Annotated in this window: 10 protein-coding genes and 2 pseudogenes; 8 read left to right on the top strand and 4 right to left on the bottom strand. The window is 33.3% G+C overall.

Features of this window, described 5'->3' with window-relative positions; all coding sequences use genetic code 11:
- The first annotated feature begins 254 nt into the window (after nt 1-254).
- Nucleotides 255-1169, top strand: coding sequence for a 1,4-dihydroxy-2-naphthoate polyprenyltransferase (locus MOC86_RS07195; RefSeq protein ID WP_268583506.1), 915 nt, complete (start codon nt 255-257; stop codon nt 1167-1169).
- A 550-nt stretch (nt 1170-1719) separates the two neighbouring features.
- Here the strand turns inward: MOC86_RS07195 and MOC86_RS07190 are convergent.
- Nucleotides 1720-3120, bottom strand: a complete 1401-nt coding sequence (locus tag MOC86_RS07190; RefSeq protein WP_268583505.1) for an MFS transporter — start codon at nt 3118-3120, stop codon at nt 1720-1722.
- A gap of 1005 nt (nt 3121-4125) precedes the next feature.
- On the opposite strand from MOC86_RS07190, the gene MOC86_RS07185 reads away from it, so the two are divergent.
- The gene (locus MOC86_RS07185) at nt 4126-5004 is read left to right on the top strand and encodes an Rpn family recombination-promoting nuclease/putative transposase (RefSeq protein WP_082864802.1); all 879 of its coding nucleotides are present in this window, start codon (nt 4126-4128) and stop codon (nt 5002-5004) included.
- Between the two features lie 69 nt (nt 5005-5073).
- Here the strand turns inward: MOC86_RS07185 and MOC86_RS07180 are convergent, their stop codons facing one another.
- Complete coding sequence (locus MOC86_RS07180) at nt 5074-5424, bottom strand: hypothetical protein (RefSeq protein WP_268583503.1); 351 nt, start codon at nt 5422-5424, stop codon at nt 5074-5076.
- 652 nt (nt 5425-6076) lie between these two features.
- Here MOC86_RS07180 and MOC86_RS07175 point away from each other — a divergent pair.
- Together MOC86_RS07175 and MOC86_RS07170 are read left to right on the top strand one after the other, a co-directional pair.
- A pseudogene (locus tag MOC86_RS07175) lies at nt 6077-7234 on the top strand (IS3 family transposase).
- Nucleotides 7235-7594: 360 nt separating this feature from the next.
- Nucleotides 7595-8071, top strand: a complete 477-nt coding sequence (locus MOC86_RS07170) for a hypothetical protein (RefSeq protein WP_268583502.1) — start codon at nt 7595-7597, stop codon at nt 8069-8071.
- Nucleotides 8072-8320: 249 nt separating this feature from the next.
- Here the strand turns inward: MOC86_RS07170 and MOC86_RS07165 are convergent, their stop codons facing one another.
- Entirely contained in the window at nt 8321-8818 is a 498-nt protein-coding gene (locus MOC86_RS07165) for a hypothetical protein (protein WP_268583501.1), read from the bottom strand.
- A gap of 947 nt (nt 8819-9765) precedes the next feature.
- Here MOC86_RS07165 and MOC86_RS07160 point away from each other — a divergent pair.
- The 4 genes and pseudogenes from MOC86_RS07160 to MOC86_RS07145 form a co-directional block, all read left to right on the top strand.
- On the top strand, nt 9766-10791 hold the full coding sequence (locus MOC86_RS07160) for a DUF3231 family protein (RefSeq protein ID WP_268583500.1): 1026 nt from the start codon (nt 9766-9768) through the stop codon (nt 10789-10791).
- A gap of 141 nt (nt 10792-10932) precedes the next feature.
- Nucleotides 10933-11394 carry a hypothetical protein gene (locus MOC86_RS07155; protein ID WP_268583499.1) on the top strand — a complete coding sequence of 154 codons (462 nt, stop codon included), beginning with the start codon at nt 10933-10935 and terminating at the stop codon, nt 11392-11394.
- Nucleotides 11395-12840: 1446 nt separating this feature from the next.
- Nucleotides 12841-13113, top strand: coding sequence for an HU family DNA-binding protein (locus tag MOC86_RS07150; protein ID WP_268583498.1), 273 nt, complete (start codon nt 12841-12843; stop codon nt 13111-13113).
- Between the two features lie 50 nt (nt 13114-13163).
- Nucleotides 13164-13319 (top strand): annotated as a pseudogene (locus tag MOC86_RS07145) (flagellin); the annotation flags it as partial.
- A gap of 48 nt (nt 13320-13367) precedes the next feature.
- On the opposite strand, the gene MOC86_RS07140 reads toward MOC86_RS07145, so the two are convergent.
- Nucleotides 13368-13803: Rpn family recombination-promoting nuclease/putative transposase (locus MOC86_RS07140; protein ID WP_268583497.1), on the bottom strand; the 436-nt coding region annotated here is incomplete at its 5' end.

Genomic DNA, 13803 nt, shown 5'->3' with positions numbered 1-13803 from the left:
ACAAAGGGTCTGGACTTTTCTGACTTCCCCTAAGGTACATTATGTAAATTGGAAATGTATAGGATATGCATGGTTCTTTCTACAACTAAAAGTGCAGGGTAGTTCAAATTTTGATGTATGTTTTTTACTTTCCTAATATTAAATCATGTCAAGGGTAGCATTGACTTGATATAATGTATCATGGAAACAGGAAGTAGGTAGAAAGAATACTTCTAGGGATGTAATACTGAAAATGCAGGGAGATGGAAAGATTTATGGAGAATGAAAAAGGAGAAATCAGTTCTGCTAAATTAATGTGGAAAATGACGCGACCTCATACATTAACAGCAACATTTGCTCCTGTCGTATTAGGGACAGTTGCAGCACTTTATGAAACCAAGATTAATTGGCTTTTATTTATTGCGATGATGCTGGCATGTTTAGCATTGCAAATCGCAACAAATTTATTTAATGAATATTATGATTTTAAACGTGGATTAGATACTGCTGATTCTGTTGGAATTGGTGGTGGAATCGTTCGTCATGGATTGAAGCCAAAAAATGTTTTAACCGTTGCTATTTTATTGTATATTTTGGCAGTATTTATCGGTTTGTATATTTGTATGAATAGTAGCTGGTGGTTAGTGGTCATCGGTTTATTCGGGATGGCAGTGGGCTATTTATATACAGGCGGTCCATTACCAATTGCGTATACGCCACTTGGAGAGTTACTTTCTGGATTGTCAATGGGGACAGGTTTTGTATTAATTGCTTTCTTTATTCAAACCAATATGTTAACAGTTGAAAGTATATTGATTTCCATTCCAATTGGAATTTTAGTAGGGGCAATCAACATGTCTAATAACATCCGAGATATTGATGAAGACATTAAAGGCGGAAGAAAAACGTTGGCTATCCTCCTTGGGAGAGAGAAAGCAGTGGCAACTCTAGCTATTTCCTTTTTAGTTTCCTATTTATGGATAGTGGTGATTGTATTGATGGGGTATGTAAGCCCTTGGTTATTAATTATGTTCTTGGGTTTGAAGACGCCAATTTCTGCAATTCAAGGTTTTCGAAAAGGAGCAAAAGAACCTCAATATATGCGTGTAGCAATGAAATCAACAGCGATAACAAATACGATTTTTGCCTTCCTGTTATCAACAGGATTATTAATCAGTTATCTGTTTTAAATAGAAAAGCATTTCCAAATGGTAGTGGGGATGCTTTTTTCATTTATTTGCCGATTCCCAGTCTCAAAGAGGTAAGAAAGTTAATAGATGAAGGGGAATACTCATTCTTATTCAATAAACGGGATTCTTTAATTGAGCAAGAAACAGAAAACTTTTAACTTACTATAACGAGAATTATGTTAGCTAAAGATGAATAGTTTACAACGGAGTAAAAACAGAAAACCTTACTGACCATGCCCAGTAAGGTTTTCTGTTACAAAATTATACACCATGGGGTAATGCTATATTACATCTTGAGTAGTTTACTCAAGCGATAAAAGTTTATTCATGATATGCAAATTATTTAAAAGAAAATTAATATATATAAATTATCGATTCATACAGAGCAAAGGAATTTTCGATAGTGATACCGATGAGTCAAGAAATCAAAATAGGGGGGGCAGACATGGCCGATACCCAGATAAATACAACAACCCGAGATACAGACGCTATTCTTTAGTGTCCATATTTCGGGTTGTCGTTCAATTGAGTGGGTACTTTTTAATTCGATTTATTTATCTGTTTGTTCTGTTTGCCACCATAATGAATCTTTTGGATTTTCAACAGCTTCTTTGTACTCAGCCTTAGAAGCAACTGTTGGGTAAGAACCTTTTAAAGATTTACCTGAAGTATCTTTAAATAAAGTTAATACAACTATTAAACCAATTAAACTAACGGCTAATAAATAGAAGCCTGGCGCCAAATTATTTCCTGTCACATGGACTAACCAAGCAGCAACTAAAGGTGTTGTTCCACCAAAAATAGAGACTGATATGTTGAATGTCCATGATAATGTACGATATCTAATGTTAGTATGGAACAACGTAGGTAAAGATCCTGGCATAGTACCTTCGTATACAGATAAAACAATACCTAACATTAAAAGTCCTATAAATAGGAAGGCCATACTTCCCATATTAAGAAATTGGAAAGAGAAAATTGAAAATACAATTCCCAATACTAATCCGATGGTTATAACTCTTTTATTTCCTAATTTATCTCCTAGTCTGCCAAAAGTTATAGCAAAAGGTACCATAATAATCAATACAATGGCTGTAATCGGTGTACTGATAGTATCACTTATCCCAATGTTTTCATCTAAATAAGAAGGCATATAACCTAACAACAGGTAATTAGTTATATTAAAAAATGCCACAAATACGATACATAAAAAGATATCTTTTTTATATGTTTTAATGATTTCTAATAAACCTGGTTGTTGTTCTTGGTTTTCAGAAATGTCATTTTCAAAGATTGGTGTTTCCTCTAAATGGCGTCTCAAATACAAACCAAATAATCCTATTGGAATACTCAAGAAGAAAGGAATTCTCCACCCCCAACTATACATTTGAGCATCAGATAAAGTCCAAAAAAGGACTGTAGCTAAAATAGAAGCTATGATATAACCAGATAATGTGCCAATTTCTAAACCACTACCTAATCTTATACGTTTATTATCTGGAGAAGATTCAGCGATATATACCATGGCACCAGCATACTCTCCACCCACGGAAAAACCTTGTAGGATACGAGCTAAGAGTAATAATATAGGAGCCCATATCCCAATCTGATCATATGTAGGAAGTAGACCTATTATTAAAGTAGATAAAGCCATCATTAAAATCGTAGTCGTTAATACTATTTTCCGACCAAATTTATCACCAATTTTACCGAAAATAATTCCCCCTACCGGTCTAAGTAAAAAGGCAATGGCAAATGTAGCAAAAGTAAATATTAACTTTAATTCATCGTTTTGAACGGGACTGAAAAAGTTTTTACTAATAATAACTGCTAAATAAGAATATAAAGCAAAGTCAAACCATTCCATAGCGTTTCCTATCCCTGTAGCAAACACGCTTTTCTTAACTTGTTGCATATTTACAACGTTAATTTTTTTCTTGTTAAATTTCATTTAATTATGTCAACTCCAACTGTGTGATTCCATAAATCTGGGTGTATTTTCCCTGAAATTTGCACCCACCCAATTTTCTCACGTCTTTTATGTTAACATACATTTTTGTGACACTCAGTGGATATGCTTTAAAGAAATTAAAAATATTAAACAATTTAATTTTTAATATCCCCAAAGTGTCTGTGAGATATCCGCCAGAAATGAATGATGGAAATCCTCCATTTCATGTGGATGCATCGCCTTTTTTGAATATCGATGCTGATCACTAAACCTATTTATGGGAAAGCCTGAAGGCTTTTTTATTTGTAAGTGAATAAGAAAAAGAGTGTCGTCAGACAGTCAGTCGTTTTTTTACTTCAAGCAAGCGAGGCGGGTATTTACATCGCAAATAAGGTGAGGTGCTTGTACCAGTAGAAATATAGGTAAATGAAAAGCATTGGACATGTTTAGATATAGAAAAAAGCCGTTGAGATTATTAATTCCAACGGCTTTTATTTCCAATAATAAAGATTATGGTAACTAAAAAAATCTATCTTATACTATAAGAAATCTAACGTTTTTATGATTATTTATATGTCTTTAGGATAAAGCAGTCATAACATTTATCCTCAATACCTGTACAAGTAGCAATTATTTCACTTTGTCCATTTGAATGAATATAAGAAATGTCATGATTGACAGAACGATTAACACGTGGGCAATAGATAATCCATCGCTGTAATTTTAAATTTTTCTTCATAGAAAACCTTCACTTTCTTTGATGAACTTTCAATAAGATCATTAAGATTGTTCTTGATTATAAATGAAAAATATTCTATTCGTCTTTACCCTTTATGGCTGTCATAATAAACCGAGAAATATAAATGGGAAGAGTTATCCTAAATTCAATAAAAGAGTCATCTCTATTATTTGGAACAAAAACAAAGTATCCTTAAAAGTATACTTAAGAGGAAAAAGTGCAACTCATGTTATACTAGAGGAAAAGAAACAATCATGGAGGATATAATGACAAAACGATTAGATTTACGTGTCGATTTTGCCTTTAAATCTCTTTTTGGAACGCATGGAAATGAATCCATCTTAGCTGCCTTTTTAAATGCAGCTCTACGTTTACCAGAGGAAAAGAAAATTACGACCGTTCACTTATTAGATCCACATTTTAATAAGGAATATCAAGAAGATAAACGATCCATCCTAGATGTTCATGCCCAATTAGAAGATGGAACCCGTATAAACATTGAAATTCAACTTAATAATAAACATGATATGGAAAAAAGAACGCTTTACTATTGGTCTAAGATGTATAGCAGTCAAATGAAGGAAGGAATGGATTATGGGGAGTTATGTCAAACGATTACCATTAATATTGTAAACTTCCGTTACTTATCCCATATTAACCACTATCATTCTGTCTTCCAATTATACGAAAGAGAAGAAAAGTTATTATTAACAGATATGTTAGAAATTCATTTTATGGAACTTCCTAAACTACTTATTAAGTGGCGTAGAAAAGAAGTCGATCCGAGAGAAGATCAATTAGTAAGATGGTTATTATTACTTGAAGCATCGGAAGATGAAGAAATCACTCAAGTACTGGAGGAGATTGCGATGCAAGAAGATCAAGTACTGAAAAAAGCAATAGACGAATGGGAACGTGTGAGTCAAGATCCAGAAGTTTTACTAGCTTATGAAGCAAGAAGAAAGGCTTTATTGGATGAAAAATCTGCATTAAAACGAGCCGAAAGCAGAGGGGAAGAAAAAGGAAGAAAGGAAACCATTAAAAATATGGCTCTAGGTATGATTCAAAAAGGCATAGACAATCAAACCATAAGTGATCTTACAGGCCTTACCCAAGAGGAGATTAATAACCTTCGCCATCAATAAATTTAATAAAAAAAGGATTACCTATCGGAGTATAAGGTAATCCTTTTTTTATTTATGTACTCTCACTTCTTAGAACGCATAATTAAACAGCCCATAATACAAAGGACCAAGCAAGATAAGAGTAGTGACTAACATAAAAATAAATCGAATGGATGTAGGTATCCCTTCAAGCTCTTCATTCTTTACGCCCTTAATAAGACTAAATACAATATCCCAAATGAGACCTCCAACAAATACAAGCTTCCATACAAATGGTGTAAACATGATTGTATGAGTGACATATCCAAAAAGTCCAAGCCAAGTGAAGATGGAGATAATGAAATCAACCATATAGAAGAGCGTTTTTTCTCCTTTAATTAAAAAACCAATTGCTGCAGTTCCTAATAAACCTAAATAAACGTACCAAAATATTTCTACCATAACTTATTTCCTTTTCTTTCAGATTTTCCTATTATAATTCTTTCCAAAGAAAAAAGGAATTTCTTTATTTTGTTAAGTTTTGAGTTTAAGAGTATTCCAAAAGTTATGTACTCCTTGTGAGACAAAGAGTCTATGGCTTTCTAACTTCCTCGAAGATGGATTATGTTGACTAAGATTGTATAGTTTATACATAGTGCTTTATAGTTTATATTTTGATAAAATGGAATTAAAAGGAATATATAAGGGCGAAAATGGGGCTGGTTTAAGGAGGGTTAGAAAATAGAATTTATTGTGATTTTATTTGTTTTTCTTATTTTTATTGTCATTAGTTCATTCTTAAATATAATTTTTAAACTGACAGCAAAAAGAGATTGGCTTATATCTTTATTATTAAGTATAGTTTTATCAATTGTAATAGTTGCAATTTTAGGATAACACGAAGGAAGAGAGAAACTAAAATTTCAACTTGCAGTCATACATATTCAAAAAGCCGTTGGAACTAAGGTTTCCAACGGTTTTTTTTCGATAAATTTCATTATGTTAACTAAAAATGTATGTCGTATACAGTCTAAAAATAGCAAAACCTACTGGATTCTAATGAACTGCACCCCGATTGTTAGACACAATCTAACAATCAGAGGTGCAGTTCTTTATGTCAAAACACACACTTAAAACAAAATTAACAGCTATAGATTTTTATATTCATAAACAGTATTCCTATAAGGAAGCAGCTGAGCTAGTGGGGGCGAATAGATCAGATGTGATTCAATGGGTAGCTTTATTTAAAAAACATGGAGAAGCAGGCTTAGAGTCAACCTATACAAAGTACTCTGTCGAGTTTAAAATGGAGGTATTAACCTATATTGAAAAAACGGGAGCATCTATTCGTGAAGCCTCTTCTGTATTTAATATTCCTTCCTACTCAACCGTTGTAAAATGGAGAAGGAATTTCCAAGAACAGGGTCTGGATGGTTTGTATCCTAAAAACAGGAGGACTCCAGAAGTGAAAAAGAATTTAAATCAGAAGAAGGATGCCAGGAAAACAAATGAGGAGTTAGTAAAGGAAATCGAACATTTGCGAATGGAAAATGCCTATCTAAAAAAGTTAAACGTCTTAGTTCAGACCTCAAGGGAATCAAAGAACGAGAAAAAGCTCAAGTAATCGTTGAATTAAGGCATAAGTATAAGGTCGCCGACCTTATCAAGGTAGCTGGAATCGCCCGTAGTACGTACTATTATTGGGTGAAAACCTTTAAACGTCCTGATAAATATAAAGAAATAAAAAAATGATTAAGCATATCTTTCATGAACACAAAGGTAGATATGGTTATCGTCGTGTTACAATCGAGTTACGCCGTCTAGGCTACCTGATTAACCACAAGACCGTCTATCGGTTAATGCAAGAATTAGGTTTGAAATGCCTCGTAAGATTGATAAACGACCCGCCTTCTCACTCGTGACGATGATGTTAAATGAAGCATTTGAACGCTTGAATGAAGGAGATCACCCTATTCTGCATTCTGATCAAGGTTGGCATTATCAAATGACACGATATCAGCATTTATTAAAGGAGCATAACATTACCCAAAGTATGTCCCGTAAGGGTAATTGTTTAGATAACGCGGTTATAGAAAATTTCTTCGGTTTATTAAAATCAGAGTTATTTTATCTTCAAGAGTTTAACAGTATAGAGCACTTTAAACAAGAGTTAGAGTCCTATATTTTCTATTACAATCACAAAAGAATTAAAACCAAATTAAAAGGATTGACTCCTGTAGAATACAGAAATCAATCCTCATTAACTGCTTAAATAAATGTCTAACTTTTTGGGTTCACTTCACTAAACAGTAGGTTTTTTCCGTTCCATATCAGCTTTTAAAAGCGATACTTTACGTATCTTGAATAGTTTGCTCATAGTATGGAATGTTATTCATTTGAACTTTTGGGATTTTGTTCAACTAACGAAGCAGTTTAGCGAAAGAAGACCTTGAAAAAAACATTTCCTGTAAGGTGCGGCTATATGCTTTTTAATGGGGTTGGTGGTATATAAAAAAGGATGGTTCTTATCTGCACCTTCCTTCTCTGATGGATTGTATCCGATTGTTGCTTATTATAATTTTTCCTGTTCCAGGGGATATTATTCCTGATGGATGGAGTAGGAGGTTGCTAAATGAAATTTATGAAGTATTCGAAGGCATTGTTATTGCTAATGATAATCCTTCCTTGGTTTTCAGTTTCTTTGTTGGGGAAGGATGCTTTCAAGCGATTTTTGCCAGCTGGATTATTTATTTCTCTGGTTGTCCATATTGTCAATTTCATCGCAAAAAAGCGCCGATGGTGGTGGTGGTTTGAAGCCATTTCTCCGAAAGTAACTTGGGTAATACCGTTTACGTGGGGACCGTTCTTAGTTGGTTCTATGTGGATTTTAAAGTGGACCTACGGCAAATTTTTTCACTATATACTGTTGAACTTGATTATCGATGGAGCGTTTACTTATGGTTTGGTGTATTATTTTCAAAAATTCGGTATGTTCTCTTTGGTACGAATGAAAAAAATTCAATTAATGTATGTATTTATGGTTGATGCCTTGCTCTTATATTGTTTTCAATTTTTTAAAGAAAAATTATTAGTGAAGAAAGAGTATTAAGTAGCATACCTTGTTGAACTAAAGGGTGCCAATGTTTAACAAGCATCATCATAAAAAGATATTCAATCGAAGATCTTTTTTCATTGCCGATAAACATCATTATGTTAACTAAAAATGTATATGGTATACAGTATAAAAAAACAGAAAAACCTACTGACCCATGTACAGTGGGTTTTTCTGTTATAAAATTAGCTATCATGAGGTGATACTATATCGCATTTTGAGTAGTTTGCTTATAGATATAACATTTTATTTGTTATGTAGTAAGTTCTTCTTTATCACTTTTATGTGAACCGGAAGAATAAGACTGAATACAATCAAATAGGCAATGATGGAAAAAACGAAAAATCCCCAGTTTTTCATGTTTAAATACCCTATTTGTACCATTATCCATTCAATTAAAGTTGATAATAAGGTAAAGAGAAGAACAAGAATCCACTTGTTAGTTTTCTTAGCGTAGTTTAGATAGATAACGGAAAGTGATGAAGGAATAAAACTATAACTTGCAAATTCACCAAGTCCCGTAATTTTAGGATCACCTAGATCCACCAAATCTAACATTCTTCCCACTACTGTATCGGAAATCCAAGCTACATAACCTACAATACCGAAAGTAATATAAAACTCCAACCAGTTAATCCTTCTTTTAGGCATGAAAAGGGAAAAAAATAATAATAGAAGCCCTACAGAGATAGGAAACCAAGTTCCTCTTGCAGATAAATCTAAATTTTGAGTGATTGAGTGCATGTTTAGACACCTCTTTTTTGAAGGTGTATTTATTTTCTCCTATTTATAGGAACTTATTAATTTAATCCTCAAACAAAGAATTAGGTTATAACATGTTGTTTTCTGACGATTGCGCATTATGTTAATTTCAGGCTTATCTATATCTCTTTCCTTAGTGCGATCAGTTGAGGTGCCTTTTTTAAAGATAAAAAATAAATATAGTTAATCCATAATTACCGATAAAGTCCACTATGTTAACTAAGAATGTATAAGATACTCATCATTTGTTATTCAATCAAGGGTTATTTAATAAAAAGCGTTGTATATTAATTTACCGGGCGTCTAATGATAAAACTAATGAAATATATACCATTTAAAAACTGATATCTATAAAGGTGATGAAAAATGATTATGTCCCCCTGGTTTCTTACGCCGAATGATGCATTGATAAGATTGTATCGCCTGGTTGTTGAGCAAGAACTTAATAATGAACTTAGTCAAATCATTTATAACGAAATTAAAAGAAGAAACTTAAGAATGGATAAACCCACTTATCTTAAAAGAATTAAGTAATGACAAATGTTATGTCATGTTAAATCAACTAGTGTTAGTGACTTCTGTTTTCTTATGATTCGTTGTATTACGACTTAAAAAAGAGAGAGCTTTGGAGGTATCTCTCTCTTCAAAACGACTCAATCTCGGTGTTTGATGGAATTTCTTTTTATTATATGCTTCGTGCCCAGAATTGCCATCATTTCTATTTATAAACTATATTATGGTGACTAAATTCATATAGAATATTCATTCGATCTTTTGGGATTTTGTTGATATACAGTTGAGAAGAATACATACAAATACATAAGAAGCCAGAGGAACATTCTTTTCCTTTGGCTTCTATCATAATATACAGTGTTTAAACAAAGAATATATCCATGCTGTGAAAAATATTCTTTGGAGGTTAATTAACTATGACTGAATATCACACAAAATTAACGTCATCTGAAATGGCTTCAATATGGACTAGCTATATGAACGATAGTATGTCCAAATGTGTTTTAGGTTATTTCTTAAAACATGTAGAGGATGAAGACATTAAGTCTATTGTTCAATTTTCTTATGACCTTTCCTCTACTCATTTGGAGAAATTAACCACGATTTTTCAAGAGGAACAAATTCCACTGCCGACAGGATTTACGGATGATGACGATGTTAATTTGAATGCCCCGGCGCTCTATACAGATCCCTTTATGCTAACATATATCAATCATATGGCCAGAATTGGGTTACTTGGGTACGGTGGGTTTATTTCAATGAGTGCTAGGGAGGATATGAGAGCGTATTATAGAGAAGGTTTAAACGAAACATCAGAACTATACGAGCGCAGTTCAAAAGTGGCTCTTTTAAAAGGATTATTTGTTAGAGCACCTTATATTCCTTACCCCACTGAAACTGATTATGTAGATAACCAAAAATATCTAGATGGAATGTCTATTTTTAGTAAAAAGAGACCTCTAAATGCAATTGAAATATCACACTTATTCATGAACATTCAAACTAACATTATAGGAGCAAAGTTAGCCATCAGTTTTGCTCAAACATCAGCAAGAGAAAAAATTCAAAAGTGGATGTTAAGAGGCCGAGATATTTCAAAAAAGCATGTGGAGATCTTTACAAAAGTTTTTCTTGAAAACGATATACAACCGCCTGTCTCATCAGATATTGCCATTACGAATTCAACTACACCACCATTTTCGGATAAATTAACCATGTTTCACATGAGTTTTATGAGCGCCGCAGGATCAGGAAACTACGCTACGGCAGCAGCTGCCAGTCAAAGAAACGACCTTATTTTAAATTATGAAAGATTAGCAATGGAGATTGCTCTATATGCTAAAGATGGGGCCGACCTAATGATTGATCATGCATGGATGGAGCAACCACCTCCAACCATAGATAAAGACCAATTAACCAATAAAAAAGATACGATGAAATAATTGGGCTAAAAGAACCTTCGATTGAAGGTTCTTTTTCAATACCAATCATAACGATTAGGTGAACGAAGAATGAATAACTTTGTTCCCTATTGAAACAATAAGGATGAATGATGATTAAGAAGTATGGGAGAGTTTAATTTTATGACTGCAAGAATCATTCTGTTTATTGTCTTCTTTCTTCCTTGGCTTACTTTATTTTTTGCCAGTTCAAAAACCATAAAGAGGTTTATGCCTGTCACTATTTTCACCTGTTTATTGATGACCATTATTTTTCAAATAGCCTATACCTATAAATGGTGGGTCATTCACAAATATATTGTCCCTTGGGGCTATATGATTGATGTAAGTTTCGCATATGGAATTTTTGCAGTTGGAACATTTTGGATTTTTAGACTAACATCCCATAATTTTTTATTATATACCGTTGTAAATGTGATTATGGATATTCTGATGAGTTTTATCGCTCTACCATTATTACATGTATTAGGTATTGCAGAATATAGAAGTATTGGACCTTGGCAATATTTCTTAGTGATTTATGGACTTTCATTTGTGATTTACTTTTATCACAAATGGCAGAAGAAAATTTTTTCCACAGATTAATCCTTTATATCTACTGAAGAAGAGAAGAAATGTAGATATTATTTCGATTCCGGTTACTCCCCACTATTTCTTCCTGCTCTATTCTCTTTTTTGTAACTAATCTTTAAATTTTAAATAAAAAAGGTCCCTTCTCCTTTACCAGTAGGAGAAGGGCTATGTAGTGTAAATAGATGAACAAGGGGATTACCTTCTCATCTTGAATAATAAAATTATTTTTACTACTTGTAAAACTTAAACTCCCTCCCTGTTCTTATCTCTCCCCTAAATTTTATATCACACTTTTTCCTATTCATTTCATCTTTAAAAAGATGGGAACTATAGCTTGACTGTCTCAGAAACCATGGTTTTTGAGAGGGTACTACATTTATCTATTTTTAAAAATTTTAATATAAATTAATAATTTACAGCATAAATAAAGTTGTAATTTACTTCAGTTAACATACACACTGTTGATAGCGCTTACAATAATCCTTATACTGTGATAGAATACTAGAATAGACTCAAACTACAAGGGAGGGGAATATAAAATGAAACATATTGTATCCTATAACATTCACCTTCCAACATCTACATTGAGGAAAACCTTAGAGTTTTATCAACTATGTCAAACGATTAAAAGTAAAATCTACTTAGTGGCGAATGGACGGATCTGCGAGGTGAATCATTTGCCAAAATTTATCTCCTTTATTTTAACCCTGAGTTGTCGGATCATTCTTGTAGTAGCAGGGGGGAATGAGACCACATCTGATAGGGAAAAGATGAATCATTTCTTTAAACAGCAAGAAAAGACATGGTCCTTCTTAGTGTAGGAAGGCTCGGCGTTTTTGTGGTCCAGATATTAGGTAGATAAAAATGATGGTAGGGGTAAAAATATTCCCAATCAAACTTTACTTCAAAGTTACAACTTGTCGGAGTTATTAAGGGTTCCCACTATTATAAAGAATACCCTTAGAGTGGAATGGAAAGGTGAAGATACATAAAGATAATGAATACATTTGTTATCCACGTACTGGGGTGGATGTTACTTATTTTTTCTCTCCTTTTATATGTTGTTACACAATCGCAATTCGTTACAGGGTTGGTTGCTCTTACAGGTTTATTCTCCATTTCATATGGTCTCTTATATCAAAGTAGCGCTAATAGATGAGGTAGTTAAATATCCTCTTTTATGTAGGGTGGGGATTACTTAACTACTTTTTTAGTTACCATAACACGAATTATCGCCGATCTTCGTAGAATTGATTTTAAGGTACTTATCCATATGACTGATTAATAATATAACAATCGCTCACTTAACTGTGCCATAGAGTTAATCCCAACATACATCTTACAAAAAAAGAGTTTCGCTTTCGTTTATCTAATTTTATTAAGAGACAGATATCTCAAATCTGTGTTATAGTAATCTTTCTACATATGGTCCCAAAATAAAAGGATGAGGTGTTTGATATGAACAAGAGTGAATTAGTGAATGCTGTTGCAGCTCAATCAGAACTAACAAAGCAGGATGCTGCAAAGGCTGTAGATGCATTATTTAAAACCATTTCTGACACTCTTTCAAAAGAAGAGAAAATTCAATTGATTGGATTTGGGGCATTTGAAGTGCGTGAGCGTGCGGCGCGAACAGGACGTAACCCTCAAACCGGTGAAGAAATGCAGATTGCTGCTTCAAAAGTTCCTGCTTTTAAACCAGGAAAAGAATTAAAAGAAGCTGTAAAATAAACTCCTTGTATGCTTTAACCTTGAGATCCTAAGGTTAAATAACGACTTATAAAAACTTAACAGCTTCAGAGTCTCATATTCATGACGTTGACATGACGAAAGAAATGATGGAGCAAATAAAGAACTCTACCCTTGCGTAAGCATCTCAAGCAATGCTTACGCAAGCAAACCAACAGCCACAAAACGTACTTCAAATGCTTCTATAAAACAAAAAAGGATCGTTTAATAAAGATCCTTTCAGCTTGTAGATAAACTTATTGATGACGAAGATTATCAATTTCTTCTTGTGTAAGACCTGTCAGTTTACTTATTGTTTTATTATCCATACCTTCTTGAATCATACCTAAAGCAACTTTTAAGATTCCTATCTTTTCTCCCTCTATTTTTCCAAGGTTTTCAGCTCGTTTTAATGCCGATTTTTCATCCAATAAAGCCTTTCTTCTTGCTTCATAAGCCAGTAAGACCTCTGGGTCTTGACTCACACGTTCCCATTCATCTATGGCTTTTTTCAATACTTGATCTTCTTGCACCGCAATCTCCTCCAGTACTTGAGTGATTTCTTCATCTTCCGATGCTTCAAGTAATAACAACCATCTTACTAATTGATCTTCTCGTGGGTCAACTTCTTTTCTACGCCACTTAATTAAAAGTTTAGGAAGTTCCATAAAGTGAATTTCTAACATGTCCGTT

This window comes from Priestia endophytica (genome assembly GCF_026790145.1).
GTDB classification, from domain to species: Bacteria; Bacillota; Bacilli; order Bacillales; family Bacillaceae_H; genus Bacillus_I; species Bacillus_I endophytica_A.
The sequence above is the reverse complement of the archived record's forward strand: the minus strand, read 5'-3'. Positions and strand labels throughout refer to the sequence as shown.